Annotated in this window: 18 protein-coding genes; 12 read left to right on the top strand and 6 right to left on the bottom strand. The window is 73.0% G+C overall.

Annotated features, from left to right (window positions below; genetic code table 11):
• Positions 1-173: 173 nt before the first annotated feature.
• From FMEAI12_RS27130 to FMEAI12_RS27120, 3 genes are all read right to left on the bottom strand, one after another.
• On the bottom strand, positions 174-1751 hold the full coding sequence (locus FMEAI12_RS27130) for an aldehyde dehydrogenase family protein (protein WP_112108314.1): 1578 nt from the start codon (positions 1749-1751) through the stop codon (positions 174-176).
• A 70-nt stretch (positions 1752-1821) separates the two neighbouring features.
• Positions 1822-2688, bottom strand: a complete 867-nt coding sequence (locus FMEAI12_RS27125; RefSeq protein ID WP_200835428.1) for an enoyl-CoA hydratase — start codon at positions 2686-2688, stop codon at positions 1822-1824.
• Positions 2669-3745, bottom strand: coding sequence for a thiamine pyrophosphate-dependent enzyme (locus tag FMEAI12_RS27120; protein WP_071064427.1), 1077 nt, complete (start codon positions 3743-3745; stop codon positions 2669-2671). The genes FMEAI12_RS27125 and FMEAI12_RS27120 overlap by 20 nt, the downstream gene beginning before the upstream one ends.
• Positions 3746-3844: 99 nt before the next feature.
• Between FMEAI12_RS27120 and FMEAI12_RS27115 the strand changes: the two genes are divergently transcribed.
• Positions 3845-4126: a GlsB/YeaQ/YmgE family stress response membrane protein gene (locus FMEAI12_RS27115; RefSeq protein WP_083391076.1), complete on the top strand. Its 282-nt coding sequence runs from the start codon at positions 3845-3847 to the stop codon at positions 4124-4126.
• 82 nt (positions 4127-4208) lie between these two features.
• Here FMEAI12_RS27115 and FMEAI12_RS27110 read toward each other — a convergent pair whose 3' ends face one another.
• From FMEAI12_RS27110 to FMEAI12_RS27100, 3 genes are all read right to left on the bottom strand, one after another.
• Positions 4209-4472, bottom strand: a complete 264-nt coding sequence (locus tag FMEAI12_RS27110) for a UBP-type zinc finger domain-containing protein (RefSeq protein ID WP_083391079.1) — start codon at positions 4470-4472, stop codon at positions 4209-4211.
• A gap of 161 nt (positions 4473-4633) precedes the next feature.
• On the bottom strand, positions 4634-5929 hold the full coding sequence (locus tag FMEAI12_RS27105; protein ID WP_112108313.1) for an alpha/beta fold hydrolase: 1296 nt from the start codon (positions 5927-5929) through the stop codon (positions 4634-4636).
• A complete protein-coding gene (locus FMEAI12_RS27100; protein WP_112108312.1) occupies positions 5929-6777 on the bottom strand; it encodes a Sir2 family NAD-dependent protein deacetylase in 849 nt (282 codons plus the stop codon). Before FMEAI12_RS27100 ends, FMEAI12_RS27105 begins: the two co-directional genes overlap by 1 nt.
• A 104-nt stretch (positions 6778-6881) precedes the next feature.
• Between FMEAI12_RS27100 and FMEAI12_RS27095 the strand changes: the two genes are divergently transcribed.
• From FMEAI12_RS27095 to hypE, 11 genes are all read left to right on the top strand, one after another.
• Positions 6882-7175 carry a HypC/HybG/HupF family hydrogenase formation chaperone gene (locus tag FMEAI12_RS27095; RefSeq protein WP_071064436.1) on the top strand — a complete coding sequence of 98 codons (294 nt, stop codon included), beginning with the start codon at positions 6882-6884 and terminating at the stop codon, positions 7173-7175.
• A gap of 35 nt (positions 7176-7210) precedes the next feature.
• Positions 7211-8266, top strand: a complete 1056-nt coding sequence (locus tag FMEAI12_RS27090) for a hydrogenase expression protein HypE (RefSeq protein ID WP_112108311.1) — start codon at positions 7211-7213, stop codon at positions 8264-8266.
• Complete coding sequence (locus tag FMEAI12_RS27085; RefSeq protein WP_112108310.1) at positions 8263-10053, top strand: nickel-dependent hydrogenase large subunit; 1791 nt, start codon at positions 8263-8265, stop codon at positions 10051-10053. Before FMEAI12_RS27090 ends, FMEAI12_RS27085 begins: the two co-directional genes overlap by 4 nt.
• Positions 10054-10058: 5 nt before the next feature.
• A complete protein-coding gene (locus FMEAI12_RS27080; protein ID WP_112108338.1) occupies positions 10059-10667 on the top strand; it encodes a hypothetical protein in 609 nt (202 codons plus the stop codon).
• On the top strand, positions 10664-11320 hold the full coding sequence (locus FMEAI12_RS27075) for a DUF5947 family protein (RefSeq protein ID WP_071064442.1): 657 nt from the start codon (positions 10664-10666) through the stop codon (positions 11318-11320). Before FMEAI12_RS27080 ends, FMEAI12_RS27075 begins: the two co-directional genes overlap by 4 nt.
• Positions 11313-11936 (top strand): DUF6084 family protein, encoded by a 624-nt coding sequence (locus FMEAI12_RS27070; RefSeq protein WP_112108309.1) that lies wholly within the window; start codon positions 11313-11315, stop codon positions 11934-11936. Before FMEAI12_RS27075 ends, FMEAI12_RS27070 begins: the two co-directional genes overlap by 8 nt.
• Positions 11933-13183, top strand: a complete 1251-nt coding sequence (locus FMEAI12_RS27065) for a hypothetical protein (protein WP_112108308.1) — start codon at positions 11933-11935, stop codon at positions 13181-13183. Before FMEAI12_RS27070 ends, FMEAI12_RS27065 begins: the two co-directional genes overlap by 4 nt.
• Positions 13184-13199: 16 nt before the next feature.
• A complete protein-coding gene (locus tag FMEAI12_RS27060; RefSeq protein WP_071064449.1) occupies positions 13200-13712 on the top strand; it encodes a hydrogenase maturation protease in 513 nt (170 codons plus the stop codon).
• A gap of 112 nt (positions 13713-13824) precedes the next feature.
• Entirely contained in the window at positions 13825-14097 is a 273-nt protein-coding gene (locus tag FMEAI12_RS27055) for a HypC/HybG/HupF family hydrogenase formation chaperone (protein ID WP_020460081.1), read from the top strand.
• 52 nt (positions 14098-14149) lie between these two features.
• Positions 14150-15286, top strand: coding sequence for a hydrogenase formation protein HypD (gene hypD / locus FMEAI12_RS27050; protein ID WP_112108307.1), 1137 nt, complete (start codon positions 14150-14152; stop codon positions 15284-15286).
• The coding region (gene hypE, locus FMEAI12_RS27045; protein WP_112108306.1) for a hydrogenase expression/formation protein HypE at positions 15283-15983 on the top strand (701 nt) is incomplete at its 3' end. The genes hypD and hypE, both read left to right, overlap by 4 nt.

Here is a 15983-nt window from a genome sequence, read left to right as displayed (position 1 = left end):
CGACGGCGACGTCGCCCGCCGGCTGGTGACCCGGCCGGAACGCGCGCCGGACCTGCTCCGGCTGGACGAGCGGGAGCGCGCGGCACTGGTACTCGCGCTGCGCGGGCAGCCGGTCGAGGTGGGTGTGCTGGCGGGTCTGCGGGCGAAGCTGGGGCTGCCGGCCGTCCCCGGCGTCAGCTGCCAGCTGCTCGCCTGGCTGCTCGCGCCGGCCGACGGCCCTGGCCCTGGCCCTGGCCCGACGGATCGCGCCGGCCCGCGTCTGGACGCCCCGCCCCGTGACCCCCCACAGCGTGACGGAGCCGGATGAGCCACCTCAGCACCGCGGACGTCCCCGGGGCAGGGTTGAACCTGGTCGCGTTGACCCAGGGCAGGCCCACCCGGCGGGTGGCCACCGAGCGCGGCCGGGCGAACTCCCGCAGGCCGGCGGCGCCGTGGACCCGGCCGAACCCGCTGTCGCCGCTCCCGCCGAACGGCAGCGCCGGGATCGCCGCGAACGACAGCACCGCGTTGACCGAGACCATCCCGGCGTCGAGACGCGCGGCGATCTCCTCGCCGTGGGCCCGGGAGAACACGGTCGCGCCGAGGCCGTAGGCGGTGCCGTTCGCCAGGGCGACGGCCTCGTCGACGTCGGCGACGGTGCGCACGGTCATCATCGGCCCGAAGGTCTCCTCGCGCACGGCCGCGCTGTCCTCGGGGACGTCCACGAGCACGATCGGGTCGATGTACGGCACGCGCACCGACTCCGGGCCGCCGAGCAGCGCCGTCCCGCCGCGGGCGAGCGCGTCGTCGAGGTGGCGGCGGACGACCTCGCTCTGGCGGGGCAGTGTCATCGGGCCGTAGTCGGCGCCGGCGTCCGACCCGGGCCGGATGTCGGCGAGGACGCGGCGCAGCTGGGCGAGGAAGGCGTCCCGGACACCGGCGACGACGTAGACGCGCTCCACCCCGGCGCAGGTCTGGCCGGCGTTCGACGTCGCCCCCCAGGCCACCGCGCGTGCCGCGGTGGCCAGGTCGGCGTCCTCCGCGACGATCGCCGCGTCCTTGCCGCCGCACTCGACGAGGACGGGGGTCAGCGTCTCGGCGCAGGTGGCCATGACCCGCCGCGCCGTCGCCGCCGAGCCGGTGAAGGCGATCTTGTCGACGCCGGCCGTGCACAGCGCCGCCCCGGTCTCGGCGAGCCCGGTCACCGCGGTGAACACGCCGGGGGGCAGGTCCGGGTTCGCGGCGGCGAACGCCTCGGCCAGGTACACGCCGACGGTGGGCGTGAGCTCGCTGGGCTTGAACACGACGGTGTTGCCCGCGGCCAGCGCGTAGGCGATGGACCCCATCGGCGTCAGGACCGGGTAGTTCCACGGGCCGATCACGCCGACCACGCCGTAGGGCAGGTGGTCGATGCGGGCCTTGTGGTTGGCCAGCACGAGCCCGGTGCGGACCCGGCGGGCGCGCAGGACCCGGTGCGCGTTGCGCGCCGCCCAGCGCAGCTGCTCGCAGGCCAGGAGGAGCTCGAGCCGGCCGTCGATCTCCGGTTTCCCGTTCTCCAGGTGTATGAGCTCGATCAGGTCGCGGTCGTGGGCGGCGAGCCAGGCGTCCCAGCGCAGCAGGGCGGCGCGGCGGCCCGCGAAGCCCGCGGCCCGCCACTGCCCCGCGGCGGCCCGGGCCGACCGCACGCTCGCCGCCACGTCGTCGGCGGACATCGCCAGGTAGGTCCCGATGACCTCGTCCGTCGCCGGATTGCGTGTCTCGAACTTCGCCATCGCGACCACCGTCCCGTCCCGTCCCGTCTCCTCGCCCGCCTGACGCCCGCCTGACGCGGCCGGCTGTCAGCTACTTGCCCTGGAAGACCGGTGCGCGCTTCTCGGTCCGGGCGCGGCGGCCCTCCTGCGCGTCCTCGCTGGTCCAGCATGCCTGGTAGGCGGCCATCACCTCACCGGGACGCACCGTCTCGGGGTCGGCGGCCGCGTTGAACGCGCGCTTGGAGTAGGCGAGGGTCAGCGGCGCGAGGCCGGCGATCTCCCGGGCCCAGGCGAGGGCGGTGTCGAGCCCGCCGACGCGCTGGACCAGTCCCAGCTCGAAGGCCCGGCGCGCCGGGACGCTCTCGCAGCCCAGCACGATGGCGCGGGCCGCGCCGCCGCCGGCCAGCTCGGCCAGCCGGCGCAGCGTCCACGGGTCCACCGACAGGCCGAGCCGCGCCGTCGGCACCGCGAACGAGGCCTCCTCGACGGCGACACGCAGGTCCGCGGCGAGCGCGAGCTGCAGCCCTGCGCCGATGGCCGGGCCGTTGATGGCGGCGATCACCGGGACGGGCGCGCCGGTGAGCGCGTGCAGCGCCCCGTAGAGCGCGTCGGTGAAGGCCTCGCCGTAGACCTGGTCGAGATCCGCGCCGGCGCAGAAGCTCGTCCCGGAGCCGGTGAGGACCACGGCACGGACACCGGCGTCCAGCGCCCGGCCGATGCCGGCGCGCAGGCCGAGGCAGTGCTCGGTGTCCAGCGCGTTGCGGCGCTCGGGCCGGTCGATCCGCACCACGGCGATCTGGGGGTCGCCGGGGCGCTCGCCAGTGCGCGCGGTGCTCTGCTCTGTGCTCTGATCGGCGTTCGGCTGGTCGGGCTGGGGGCTCTCACCGGCCGCGGGCCGGGGGTCGGACACGCCGCGAAGCTCAACGTCTATCACGGCGTCAACCCTCCCAGATCTCACCCCGCTGCTCCCGAAGTAGCGCGGAGCCACCCACCAGCACATGATCCACCAGGGTCCGCGGGGCCGGGTCGGGCAGGGCCAGGCACTCCCGGCGCAGCGTGGCCGCGGCTTCCTCCGCCTCCGCCCGCACACCCTCGAACCAGGCCGGGTCGTGCGTGTGGCCGAGCAGCAGCGCGACCCGGTCGATCGGGTCGCGCGCCCGCCACGCCGCGACCTCGGCGGCCTCCTGGTACCTGCTGGCGTCGTCGGACGTCGTGTGCGGCGCCATCCGGTAGGTGTTCGCCTCGATCAGGACGGGGCCCTGACCCGAGCGGGCGTGCTCCAGGGCCCAGGTGGTCACCGCATGCACCGCCAGCACGTCGTTGCCGTCCACCCGCACGCCCGGAAAGCCGAAGCCCGCCGCGCGGCGTGCCAGCGGCACGGGTGACTGGCGCGCGCTGGGTGTGGAGATCGCCCACTGGTTGTTCTGGCAGAAGAACACCACCGGCGCGCCGAAGCTCGCGGCCCAGACGAACGCCTCGTTCGCGTCGCCCTGGCTCATCGCGCCGTCACCGAGGTAGACCATCACCACCTGGCCGGCTGCGCCGTCGAGGCGGACGCCCAGGCCGTAGCCCACCGCGTGCAGGGTCTGCGACGCCAGCACGAGCACGTAGTTGGCCACGTTGTACGCCTCGGGATCCCAGCCGCCGTGCGTGACGCCCCGCAGCAGGCGCAGCACCTCGACCGGGGGGATGCCGCGGTGCCAGACCACGGCATGCTCGCGATAGCTGGGGAAGAGGAAGTCCCCCGGCTCGGCGGCGGCCGCCGAGCCCACCTGGGCGGCCTCCTGGCCCCGCAGCGGAATCCACAGGACCAGCTCGCCCTGGCGTTGCAGCGCCGTGGCCTCCTCGTCGAGGCGGCGCGCCCGCACCATCTCCCGGTAGAACGACTCCGTCTGCCGGGAGTCAGCACGCACAGTGAAACGCGGGTCGTCGACGAGAGTGCCGTCCGGCGCAAGCAGCCGAACACCCGTGTCGAACGGAGCGCCGTTCTCACTGCGTTCCGCCATCAACGTCATCCGTATTATTCCTGTCTGGTCGACGACACAGTTTGCGATGCCTGCGAGGAGGGGACACCCGAGGGGTAGTCATCACCCGACCCAGGGGGGCCGTCCGTCGTGTTTCAAATTGTTTGGATAGTGCTGGCAGGTCTCGTCATCGGTCTTCTCGCACGACTTATCATGCGCGGGCGGCAGGATATCCCAATCTGGCTCACCGTGGTCGTCGGTATAGTCGGCGCCCTGGTCGGAAACGTGATCGCCAGCGCAATCGGCGTGCGTAACACGTCGGGCATCGACTGGATTCGGCACATTCTTCAGGTCGGCGTCGCCGTTGCCCTGGTCGCGCTCGTCGCGCCGTTGTGGGCGAACCGCCACCAGCGCCATCCGGTCGGCCGCTAGCCCACCGGCGGGTCGGTGGGCCCGCTCCTCTTCCAGGGAGCGGGCCCGGCGGAGGTGGGGCCCGACCAAGCAGCCGTGCCCGCTAGACGTAGGCCTCGTCGACGTAGCACCAGCGCCAGTCCTCGCCCGGTTCGTACGAGCGGACGATGGGGTGCTCGTGGGTGTGCGCATGGGCACGGGCGTGCCGCGACGGAGAGGAGTCGCAGCACCCCACATTGCCACATGTGAGACACAGCCTGAGGTGCACCCATTGCGAACCGACCCGCAGACACTCTCCGCAGCCGTCCGGCGGGGTGGGCTCGACAGGTCGTACCAACGACAGATGCGGATCTTCGCCAGCGGCCATGAACCCATTCTCCATTGACCGAACACGGGCTGCCAAGCAGGCCACCATCCCGCCCCGAAATCTCAGTACGTCCTAAATTCTGGCGTGCGAAGAACCCGTGACCGTGGACACTGCCAACCGCGGCCACCGCCACCGGGCCGGAAAATGAATGGCCGCGGTTCTCAGAAGGCGGCGTGCCGCTCCACCGCGCTGAGCCAGGCCTGCGGGTGACTGGCCTGCGGGTTGTGATCGGCACCGGCGATCACCGCGAGCCGGGCACCCTCGATGGCGCCGGCCAGATCCCGCGCGGCACCGCGCAGCAGGACGTCCCGCTCGCCGACGATGACCGTCGTGGGGCAGCGGATCTCGCCCAGCCGGTCGATCATCGAGGGGTAGGCGTTGAGCTCGTGGCCGAAGGCGGCGAGGGCGGCGGGGTCGGCGTGGTCCCCATGCCCCAGCAGCGCGGTCGCGGCGGCGATGCCCTCCATGAGCGCGCCCATGCCCAGCCGGGACAGCAGATGATCACCCGCTGCCGGCGCCGCGGCGGTGTCCATCAGGATCAGCGACCGGACGGCCTCGGGGTGGGCCAGCGCGTACCGGAGCGCGATCACCCCGCCCATCGAATGCCCCAGCAGGTGCAGCGGCGCCAGCTCCAGCGTCGCGACGACGGTCTCGAGATCGCGGACGAGGTGGTCGAAGGTGTACTCCGGGCGGGCCGCCCGCCCGCTGGTTCCGTGGCCGCGGTGGTCGTAGGCCACGACCCGGCTCGACACGGCGCCGGCGAGCTCGCGGGACACCCCGGCCCAGTCCCTGGTGCTCCCACCGATGCCGTGCAGGAGCAGCAGCGGGGTGGATGAATGCGCCTGGCCCGTCCAGGTCTCGACGTGCAGCGCGAGGCCGCCGACGTCGACCCGGTGGCCGAGGTCCTTCTCCAGGACGGCGAAGACCAGGTCGTCGCGCAGCGGCACGCCGAACCGGGTGTCCCCGTAGGGGAAGGGCTCGTGGCGGTCCGTACGCCGGTAGCCGCGCCGCTCGTACCAGGCGATCAGCTCGGCGCGCAGCGAGATGACGTACAGCTCCATCCGGGCCGCCGCCCACTCGTCGCGGGCGAGTGCCTCCGCGGCGGTGAGCAGACGGTCCCCGATCCCCCGCCCCTGGATGTCCGGCTGGACGGCGAACATGCCGAAGTAGGCGCCGTCCGGGCGCCGCTGGAGCTGGCAGCAGCCGACCGGCTCCCCGGCCGGGCCGAGCGCGAGGAGCATCCGGATGTCGGGCTCGGCGAGCGCGGCGGCAAGCATCTCCGGGTCGGTGCGCTGGCCGCCCAGCAGGTCGGCCTCGGTGGTCCAGCCAACCCGGCTGTGCTCGCCCCGGTACGCGGACTCGATCAGCTCGACAAGCGCGGCGACGTCGCCCGGCCCGGCGGCGCGCAGGGTCAGCTCCGCGCGATCCCCGACGGGGTGATCCGCATCAGTGGCCATCAGGCGGCCGCGCCGAGCAGCTCGGCGGCGAGGCGGGGCAGGACGGCGCCCAGTGGCGAGTCGACGGTGAACTCCGCCCGCGCGTCGCCGCGGGTCGGGCCCTGGTTCACGATCCCGACCGGGATGCCGAGCTCTCCCGCCCGCAGTACGAACCGGTAGCCCGACATGACGGCCAGCGACGAACCGAGCACGAGCAGCCCGCGGGCGTTCTCGACCAGCGCGACCGCGGACGCCAGCCGCGCCGGCGGCACCGTGGCGCCGAAGAAGACCACGTCGGGCTCCAGGTCGCCCCCGCAGCCGGCGCACCCCACTACGACGAAACCGTCGATCGCCTCGTCGGGGAGGGTGACGTCGCCGTCCGGGTTGACCTCGGCGCCGAGCGGCGACGCGGCGGCCACCCCGGTGGCGAAGCCCGGGTTCACCGCGCGCAGGCGGCGGTCGAGCTCGGCCCGCGCACTGAGCGCCCCGCAGGCCCGGCAGCGGACCCGGGCGAGCTCGCCGTGCAGGTCGATGACCCGGAGCGACCCGGCGGCCCGGTGTAGCCCGTCGACATTCTGGGTGATGACGCCGTCGAGCAGGCCCGCGGCCTCCAGTTCCGCCAGAGCGCGGTGCCCGGTGTTGGGGCGCGCCCCGGCGACGTGGCGCCAGCCGAGGTGGCTGCGCGCCCAGTACCGGCGCCGGGCCGCCTGGTCCCGGTTGAACTGCTGGTAGGTCATCGGCGTGTGCCGGCGCAGCGAGCCGTTCGGCCCCCGATAGTCAGGGATTCCCGAGTCGGTCGACATCCCCGCTCCGGTGAGCACCGCGACGCCACCGCCGGCGACAAGATCACGCAACCGGGCGAAGACCATGCCTCGAGGGTATGGCCCGCCGCCCGGACGAGGCGGCCGGGTGCCGGCGAGGCGCCCCGCGGCGCCCGGTGGTGCCGCCCACACCACAGACGTACCGTTAGCTCATGAACACGCGCTGCAAGGACCCTGCTGAGGTATCTGGTCCGAGCGCCCCGCCCTGCCACCCTGCCGGCGAGCTGACCGATCTGGCCGCCGGCCACCCGGCCGCCGCGACGACGGGCTCCTGCGTGACCTGTTCCGACGGCGTGATCGAGATGGAGATCGTCCGCCTGGAGGAGGGCGGGCTGGCCCTGGCGCGGGCGTCGGCGGGCGTCGAGGAGATCAGCATCGCGCTTGTGCAGGCGCAGGCCGGCGACACCGTCCTGGTGCACGCCGGGGAGGCGATCGCCGTCGTGTGAATGACCGGTGAACGACCGGAAGGGGTGGGAGAACCGTGTCCACAGTCGAGGATCCGATCCATATTCTCTGGATCAACGCCGGACTCAGCTGCGACGGGGACTCGGTCGCGCTCACCGCAGCCACCCAGCCCAGCATCGAGGACATCGTTCTGGGCACCCTGCCGGGTCTGCCGAAGGTGAGCGTCCACTGGCCGCTCATCGATTTCGAGTCCGGGCCGGAGCAGGGCGCCGACACCTTCATCGACTGGTTCCGCAGGGCCGACCACGGCGAGCTCGATCCGTTCGTCCTGGTCGTCGAGGGGTCCATTCCGAACGAGGACCTGATCACGAACGGCGGCTACTGGAGCGGTTTCGGGAACGACCCGGTGACCCGCCAGCCGGTGACGACCAGCACCTGGCTCGACCGGCTTGCACCGAAGGCACTGGCGATCCTCGCCGCGGGAACGTGCGCCACCTACGGCGGCATCCACGCGATGGCCGGGAATCCGACCGGGGCGATGGGGGTGCCCGACTATCTCGGCTGGGACTGGAAGTCCAAGGCGCAGATCCCCATCGTGTGCGTTCCGGGCTGCCCCGTCCAGCCGGACAACCTGTCGGAGACGATCACCTACCTGCTCTACCAGGCGAGCGGGCAGGCGCCGATGATCCCCCTTGACGACCAGCTCCGCCCGCGTTGGCTGTTCGGCGCCACCGTGCACCAGGGCTGCGACCGGGCCGGGTACTACGAGGAAGGTCAGTTCACCACGGAGTACGGCACCCCGCAGTGCCTGGTGAAGATCGGCTGCTGGGGCCCGGTGGTGAAGTGCAACGTCCCCAAGCGCGGCTGGATCAACGGGGTGGGCGGCTGCCCGAACGTCGGCGGGATCTGCATCGCATGCACGATGCCGGGCTTCCCGGACCGTTTCATGCCGTTCATGGACGAGCCGCCCGGCGCCCACGTCTCGACCACCGCGAGCGGCCTGTACGGCGCGGTCATCCGCAGACTGCGCGCCATCACGATGCGTAAGGCGGACGTCGAACCGCACTGGCGGCGCCGGGACGTCCACGCAGGCCAGGACGACGATCGCGCGCGGGAGAAGGTGCTGACATGACGACCACCTCGGCGCACACGGCAACCGATGCCCGGGACGCCCACCTGCTGGAGATGTCGTGGGACCCGATCACCCGCATCGTCGGGAGCCTCGGCATCTACACGAAGATCGACTGGCCGGCGCGCAGGGTGGTCGAGTGCCACAGCACGTCGTCCATCTTCCGCGGCTACAGCATCTTCATGAAGGACAAGGACCCCCGCGACGCCCATTTCATCACCAGCCGGATCTGCGGCATCTGCGGTGACAACCACGCCACCTGCTCGGTATACGCGCAGAACATGGCGTACGGCGTGAAGCCGCCGCCGCTCGCCGAATGGATCATCAATCTGGGCGAGGCCGCCGAGTACATGTTCGATCACTGCATCTACCAGGAGAACCTGGTGGGGGTCGACTACTGCGAGAAGATGGTCGGCGAGACCAATCCTGAGGTACTCGAGCTGGCCTGGGCCACCGAGTCGCCGCACGCCGACGAGCACGGGTACCGGACCATCGGCGACATCATGCACGCCCTCAACCCGATCGAGGGCGAGTTCTACCGCGAGGCGCTGGGGATGAGCCGGCTCACCCGCGAGATGTTCTGCCTGATGGAGGGGCGGCACGTCCATCCATCCACGCTCTACCCGGGTGGCGTGGGCACGGTGGCCTCCGTCCAGCTGTTCACGGACTACCTCACCCGGCTGATGCGCTACATCGAGTTCCTCAAGCGCGTCGTCCCGATGCACGACGATCTCTTCGACTTCTTCTACAAGGCGCTGCCCGGCTACGAGGAGGTCGGCCGGCGGCGGATCCTGCTCGGCTGCTGGGGGGCGTTCAACGAGCCGGAGCGGTGCGACTTCACCTACCGGAACATGGCCGACTGGGGCCGGAGCATGTTCGTCACCCCGGGGGTGGTCGTCGACGGCAACCTGGTCACGAACAACCTCGTCGACATCAACCTCGGCATCCGCGTCCTGCTGGGCAGTTCGTACTACGACGACTGGGACGACCAGCCGCTGTTCGTCACCCACGACCCGCTGGGGAACCCGGTCGACCGGCGGCACCCGTGGAACCAGACCACCATCCCCCACCCGAGCCGGCGCGACTTCGACGACAAGTACTCGTGGGTGATGTCGCCGCGCTGGTTCGACGGCATCGACCACCTGCCTCTCGACACCGGCGGCGGCCCGATCGCCCGGCTGTGGAGCACGGCGCTGTCCGGGCTGGTCGACATCGGCCACGTCCGCGCGACCGGGCACAGCGTGCGGATCACGCTGCCGAGGTCGGCGACGGTCGGCGAGCGGACCTACGAGTGGACGATCCCCCGCTGGAGCAACACCCTGGAGCGCAACCGCGCCCGCACCTACTTCCAGGCGTACGCGGCGGCCTGCGCGCTGTACTTCGCCGAGCAGGCGCTGGCCGAGGTCCGGGCGGGCCACTCGAAGACATGGGAGTCCTTCGACGTCCCCGACGAGGCCGTGAGCTGCGGGTTCACCGAGGCCGTCCGCGGGGTGCTGTCGCACCACATGATCATCCGGGACGGCCGGATCGCGAACTACCACCCGTACCCGCCGACGCCGTGGAACGCCAGCGTGCGCGACGTGTTCGGCACGCCCGGCCCGTACGAGGACGCGGTGCAGAACACCCCGATCTTCGAGCAGAACCCGCCGGAGTCGTTCAAGGGGATAGACATCATGCGCACTGTCCGCAGCTTCGACCCGTGCCTGCCCTGCGGGGTGCACATGCACACCGGCGCCGGGCGCACGCTGGACGTCGTCCACACCCCGCACACCTTCACCCCCGCCGGGTGATCACGATGGCAGTGGGGACGGCGGTCGCGAGCACGGACCCGCGGGGCGCGGCCGGCCCACGGGCCCCGGCCGAGCGCGACTCGGCCGGCCCGCGGAACTCGGTCGACCCGCGCGCGGCGGCGGCCCGGGTGGACGACCTGCTCACCCGGCTGGAGCAGCTGGGCGACAGCCGGACCAGGGTGCTGGCCGAGGAGATCGTCCGAGCACTGATGGAGTTCTACGGGGCGGGCCTGGCCCAGCTCACGGCGATCGCGGGCGCGGAGAACGTGCGGGCCTTCGCGGCGGAGCCCCACCTCGGGGCGCTGCTGGCCATGCACGGCCTGCACCCGGTGAGCACCCGGCGCCGGGTCGAGGAGGCCTTCGCGCGGCTCGGGGAGCTCCCCGGGGCACACACCCTCCGCTTCGAGATCACCGGCACGGAGGAAGATCCGGTCGTCACCGTCCGCTCGTCGGGCCGGCCGCCCGGCCCGACGGTGGTCGCCGCGGTCGAGGACGCCGTCGAGACGGCCGCCCCCGAGGTGACCGTGCTGGTCGAGGGGGCCGGGGCCGCCGCGCCGGGCGACCTCGCCGCGGGGCGGGCCCTGCTCCCCGTGGTCGGGGTGGGCACCTCGTGACCGCGACGCTGCGCCGCTACCTCGCGCCCGGCACCGGCCCCGGCGCCGCGCGCTGCGAGCTCTGCGGCGAGCGGATCGCCGAGGAGCACGGGCACATCACCGACCTGGACACCCGCTCCATCCTCTGTTCGTGTCCCGGCTGCCGGCTGCTGTTCACCCGGGCCGGCGCCGGCGGCGGCCGCTACCGGGCGGTGCCGACGAGGTACCTGTTCGCGGCGGCCTTCCCCGCCGGGGCCGAGCTGCTCGCGGCGGCGGGCATCCCCGTCGGGCTGGCCTTCTTCGTGATCCACGACGGGGCGGTGGGCGCGTTCTACCCGAGCCCGGGAGGCGCGACGCACTGCGAGCTGCCGGCCAGCACGACGGCCAGCGGCTTCGATGCCGACCTGGCCGCGGCGGTGGGCTGGCAGCTCACCCCCGAGGTCGAGGGCCTGCTCGTGCACACCACCCGGGACGGCCAGAGCGGCTACCTGCTGCCGATCGACGCCTGCTACCGGCTGGTCGGCGAGCTCCGGCTGCACTGGCGTGGCTTCGACGGCGGCTCGCAGGCCCGGCAGCGGCTCGCCGCCTTCCTCGCCGACGCCCGCCGCAGGGCGGGTTCGCCTGACAGCGGGGCGGGTTCGCCTGACGGCAGGGTGGGGGCCCGCGATGGCTGACCTGGGCTTCGACTGCCTCGACGTCTCGCCGCAGCGTTACGCGGCGGCCCCGACGCTGCTTTTCCGGCTGCGCATCGCCGAACGCGGCGGCGAGCGGCTGCACGCGCTGGCGCTGCGCTGCCAGATCCGCATCGACCCGGGCGCCCGGCGCTACGACCCCGCCGAGTCCCGCGCGCTCACCCACCTGTTCGGGACGGGCCCGGGCCCGCCGCACCCGATCCAGTTCGCCACGGTCTCCACGGTGGTGCCGGGCTTCGCCGGCTCCACCGAGACCGAGCTCGCCGTGCCCTGCGGCTACGACCTCGAGGTCGCGTCCGGGCGGTACTTCGGCTCGCTGCGCGACGGGGTGATCCCGCTGCGGCTGATGTTCAGCGGGACGGTGTTCGGGATCGGCCCGAACGGCCTGCGGGTCGAGCAGGTGCCCTGGCATCTGGAGGCCGGCTACCGGCTGCCGGTCGCGACCTGGCGGGAGCTGATCGACATGTACTTCCCCGGCGAGGCGTGGCTGCGGCTGGACCGGCGCACCGTCGACGCGCTCGCGCGGTACCGCCTGGAGCGCGCCATCCCGACCGCGGACGCCGCGATCACCTCCCTGCTGTCCGGAGCGACACCATGAGCACTCATGACGGCGACGGCGCCCCCGCCCGGGCCGACCCGGTCGGCTTCCTCGACGACGCGGCGCGGGCGGTCTCCGACACCGTCCTTTACGAGGGATACCTCCTCTACCCGTACCGGGAGGACGCGCTGAAGAACCGCCACCACTGGCAGTTCGGCGTGCTGATGCCGCCGGCGTTCGCCGCGGCGGGCACCGGCGAGCACTCCGCCGCCCGCACCGAGTTCCTCCTGGACGGCGGCCCGGGCACGACGCTCCGGATCGGTGCCCGGTGGCTGTGGGAGGGCGGCGGCGCCCGCGGCGACGCGGCGGGGGCGCTCTCGGTGCGGGTCGGCGAGCTGGCGGGCGAGCCCGTCCGGCGGGGCCTGGTGCTCGGCGGGCCGGAACCGGGACGCGGCGAACTGCTGCTCGGCGCGCAGGCGCTGCCCGGCCCCTACGGCGGGTACCGGATCCACGCCACCGTCCGCAACGTCTCCGTCCCGCCCGGCCAGCCGCCCGCCGACCGGGACGCGGCGCTGGGCCGGGCGTTCGTCGCCGTCCAGGTGGTGGCCCGGGCGTACGGCGGTTGTTTCCTCTCACTGGCCGACCCGCCGGAGTGGGCGGCGGACGCCGCGCGGGCCTGCGTCAACGAGCGGCTGTGGCCGGCGCTCCTCGGCCGCCCGGGCCGCCCGGGCCGCCCGGGCCGCTCGGACACGGTGCTTGCCGCGCCGATCACCCTGCCCGACCATCCCGAGATCGCGGCGGAGAGCCCGGCCGCGTTCTGCGACGCCACCGAGATCGACGAGATGCTGGCCCTGCGGACGTCCACGCTCACCGACGCGGAGAAGCTGGCGGCGCGCACGGGCGATCCGCGGGCCGCCGAGCTGCTCGCGTCCGTCGCGGAGCTCGCCCCGGCGATGGCCGAGAAGCTGCACGGCCGCGGCCGGGTCATCCCACCGCCGGCTCCGGGCCCGGCATCAGACGCGACACCGGGCGCGGAGCCGGCGGTGGGCAGCGCGGTGCGGCTGCGACCCCGGCCCGGACGGATGCTGACCGGCCCGCTGACCGGTCTGGCGAGCGGGGCCGCGACCGGCAGCGACGCGCAGGACATGTTCATCGACGGCCGCGCCGCCACCGTCGCCGCCGTCCTGCACGACGTGGACGGCCGGACCCATGTGGCGGTGACCCTGGACGACGACCCCGGCGCTGACCTGCGCCGGGAATTCGGTCGCTTCCTGTACCTCACCCCTGACGAGCTGGAGCGGCAATGAGTTGGACAGTGAACCAGTGAGCACGCTGGTGGCCGGCGTCGGCAACATACTGCTCGGCGACGACGGCTTCGGCGTGCAGGTCGCCCGCCACCTGCGGCGCACCGGCCCGCCGCCGCGGGTGACCATCGCCGACTACGGGACCAGCGGGCTGCACCTGGCCTTCGACCTGTGCTCCGGCGGTTATTCGACGGTGGTGCTCGTCGACGCGCTCGGACGCGGGTACGAACCAGGCACGGTGTCCCTCGTGGACCTGACCGACGTGCGGGCGCCGTCCGAGGTCGACGCGCACGGGATGCGCCCGGACGTCGTCCTCGACCTGGTCGACACGCTCGGCGGGCATCTCGACCGGGTGCTGCTGGTCGGCTGCGAGCCGGCCTCGGTGGATCACCAGGTCGGGCTCTCGCCGCCGGTGGCGGCCGCCGTCGAGCCGGCGGCGCGCCTCGTCCGGTCGGTCATCTCCGGCCAGTCCGAGATCGACGGCGCGCCCGGGATCACAGTCAGGCGGATCGAGACCCAACGGGAGGAATGATCATGTCGCACTGGATGGTGCTCGCCGCGGTCGCGGTCGGAGCCGGCGCAGCCACTGTCGTCATCGCCCCCGATCTGCGCCGATACCTCGAGTTCAGCAGGATGTGATCGGCGTGTGTCTCGGTATTCCGGGTGAGGTCGTGGAGATCCGGCCAGACCGCCCGGACATCGCGACGGTGGACGTCAGCGGGGTGCGGCGGGCGATCAACATCGGGTTGCTCGACGAGCACCCGCCGCGCCCAGGGGACTGGGTCCTCATCCACGTCGGGTTCGCGCTGTCCCTGATCGACGAGGCCGAGGCGCGGGCGGCGCTGGACTTCCTCACCGGCATCGGGCGTGCCTACGACGACGAGCTGGCCGCGCTGCGCGCCTCGTCCATCGACTAGCGCGGGCGACAGGCCACGCGGAGCGGCGATCGACCACGGAGAGGCGGAGGAGATGCGCTTCGTCGACGAGTACCGGGACGCGGGCACCGCGCGGGCGCTGTCCGCCCGGATAGCCGAGCTCTGTGAGCCGGGCCGGACGTACGCGTTCATGGAGGTGTGCGGCGGGCACACGCACACGATCTACAAGCACGGCCTGGAGGACCACCTGCCACCGGCGGTCTCGTTGGTGCACGGCCCGGGCTGCCCGGTGTGCGTCATCCCGATGGGACGGGTCGACGACGCCATGCACATCGCCCGCCAGGACGGCGTCATCATGACCTCGTTCGGCGACATGATGCGGGTGCCGGGCAGCCACGGCTCGTTCTTCGACGCCAACGCCGAGGGCACCGACATCCGGATGGTCTACTCGCCGCTGGACTCGCTGAAGATCGCGCGGGCGAACCCGGACCGGCAGGTCGTGTTCATGGCGATCGGCTTCGAGACGACGACGCCGTCCACAGCGCTGACGGTGCGGCGGGCGGCGACCGAGGGACTGACGAACTTCTCGATCTTCTGTAACCACATCACGATCGTTCCGGCGCTGCGGGCGATCCTGGACTCCCCCGACGTGCGGATCGACGGGTTCGTCGGCCCCGGGCACGTCTCGACGGTGATCGGCTGCCGGCCGTACGACTTCATCCCCCGCGACTACGGCCGGCCGCTGGTGGTCTCCGGGTTCGAGCCGCTGGACATCCTGCAGTCCATCCACAAGCTGCTGCGGCAGCTGCGGGACAGGCGCTGCGAGGTGGAGAACCAGTACACCCGGGTGGTGGCGGCCGAGGGGAACCCGGTCGCGCTCGCCGTGATCGACGAGGTGCTGGAGCCGCGGCCGGACTTCGAGTGGCGCGGGCTGGGCCGCATCCCGTGGTCGGCGATGCGGGTGCGGGAGCGGTACGCCGCCTTCGACGCCGAGCGGATCTTCGCGCCGCCGGGTGCCCGGGTCGAGGACCCGAAGGCCTGCCAGTGCGGCGAGGTGCTGACCGGGGTCATCAAGCCGTGGGAGTGCAAGGTCTTCGGCACCGGCTGCACCCCGGAGACGCCGATCGGTGCCTGCATGGTCTCCCCCGAGGGCGCCTGCGCCGCCTACTACAACTTCGGCCGCGCCCGGCACCGCGCCACCGAGCCCGCGAAGGAGATGAGCCGAGCATGACCGCGGCGAAGGTGGCCGCCGGCCGGAGCGAGAGCGGCGTCCTGGACCGGGTCGAGGCCGCGCGGCGACGCCGACCGAAGCTGCGCGACACCCACATCACCTCGGCGCACGGCGCGGGCGGCAAGGCCACCGCGACCCTCATCGACGCCGTGTTCCTGGAGGGGCTGCGCAACCCGCTGCTGGAACCGCTCGAGGACGCGGCGGTGTTCACCGTGGACGGGACGCGCCTGGCGCTGACGACCGACTCGTTCGTCGTCACCCCGCTGTTCTTCCCCGGCGGTGACATCGGTGATCTCGCCGTGAACGGCACGGTCAACGACCTCGCGGTCGCCGGGGCACGCCCGCTGCACCTGGCCTGCGCGGTCATCCTCGAGGAGGGGATGGCCGTCGACGACCTGCGCCGGATCGTGGCCTCGATGGCCCGCGCGGCGACCGACGCGGGGGTGTCGATCGTCACCGGGGACACGAAGGTCGTCCAGCGCGGGCGGGCCGATGGCTGCTACGTCACGACCACCGGCATCGGGCTCGTCCCCGCGGACGTCCGCCTGGGCGCCGCGCGGGCCCGGCCGGGCGACGCCGTCCTGGTCACCGGGCCGATCGGCGACCACGGGATCACGGTGCTGCTGGCCCGCGGCGAACTCGACATCAGCGCGGACCTCTCCTCCGACACCGCCCCGCTGGCCGAGCTGACGTCCCG

This window comes from Parafrankia sp. Ea1.12 (genome assembly GCF_900465275.1).
In the GTDB taxonomy this organism is placed as follows: Bacteria; Actinomycetota; Actinomycetes; order Frankiales; family Frankiaceae; genus Parafrankia; species Parafrankia soli.
This window is presented reverse-complemented; position numbering and strand designations above follow the sequence as displayed.

Excerpts from the sequence above, each read along its gene's own strand:
- FMEAI12_RS27130 (WP_112108314.1), bottom strand. The coding sequence starts at position 1,751 with ATGGCGAAGTTCGAGACACGCAATCCGGCGACGGACGAGGTCATCGGG.
- FMEAI12_RS27120 (WP_071064427.1), bottom strand. The coding sequence starts at position 3,745 with ATGACGTTGATGGCGGAACGCAGTGAGAACGGCGCTCCGTTCGACACG.
- FMEAI12_RS27110 (WP_083391079.1), bottom strand. The coding sequence starts at position 4,472 with ATGGCCGCTGGCGAAGATCCGCATCTGTCGTTGGTACGACCTGTCGAG.
- FMEAI12_RS27105 (WP_112108313.1), bottom strand. The coding sequence starts at position 5,929 with ATGGCCACTGATGCGGATCACCCCGTCGGGGATCGCGCGGAGCTGACC.
- FMEAI12_RS27100 (WP_112108312.1), bottom strand. The coding sequence starts at position 6,777 with ATGGTCTTCGCCCGGTTGCGTGATCTTGTCGCCGGCGGTGGCGTCGCG.
- FMEAI12_RS27095 (WP_071064436.1), top strand. The coding sequence starts at position 6,882 with ATGAACACGCGCTGCAAGGACCCTGCTGAGGTATCTGGTCCGAGCGCC.
- FMEAI12_RS27085 (WP_112108310.1), top strand. The coding sequence starts at position 8,263 with ATGACGACCACCTCGGCGCACACGGCAACCGATGCCCGGGACGCCCAC.
- FMEAI12_RS27080 (WP_112108338.1), top strand. The coding sequence starts at position 10,059 with ATGGCAGTGGGGACGGCGGTCGCGAGCACGGACCCGCGGGGCGCGGCC.
- FMEAI12_RS27070 (WP_112108309.1), top strand. The coding sequence starts at position 11,313 with ATGGCTGACCTGGGCTTCGACTGCCTCGACGTCTCGCCGCAGCGTTAC.
- FMEAI12_RS27065 (WP_112108308.1), top strand. The coding sequence starts at position 11,933 with ATGAGCACTCATGACGGCGACGGCGCCCCCGCCCGGGCCGACCCGGTC.
- hypD (WP_112108307.1), top strand. The coding sequence starts at position 14,150 with ATGCGCTTCGTCGACGAGTACCGGGACGCGGGCACCGCGCGGGCGCTG.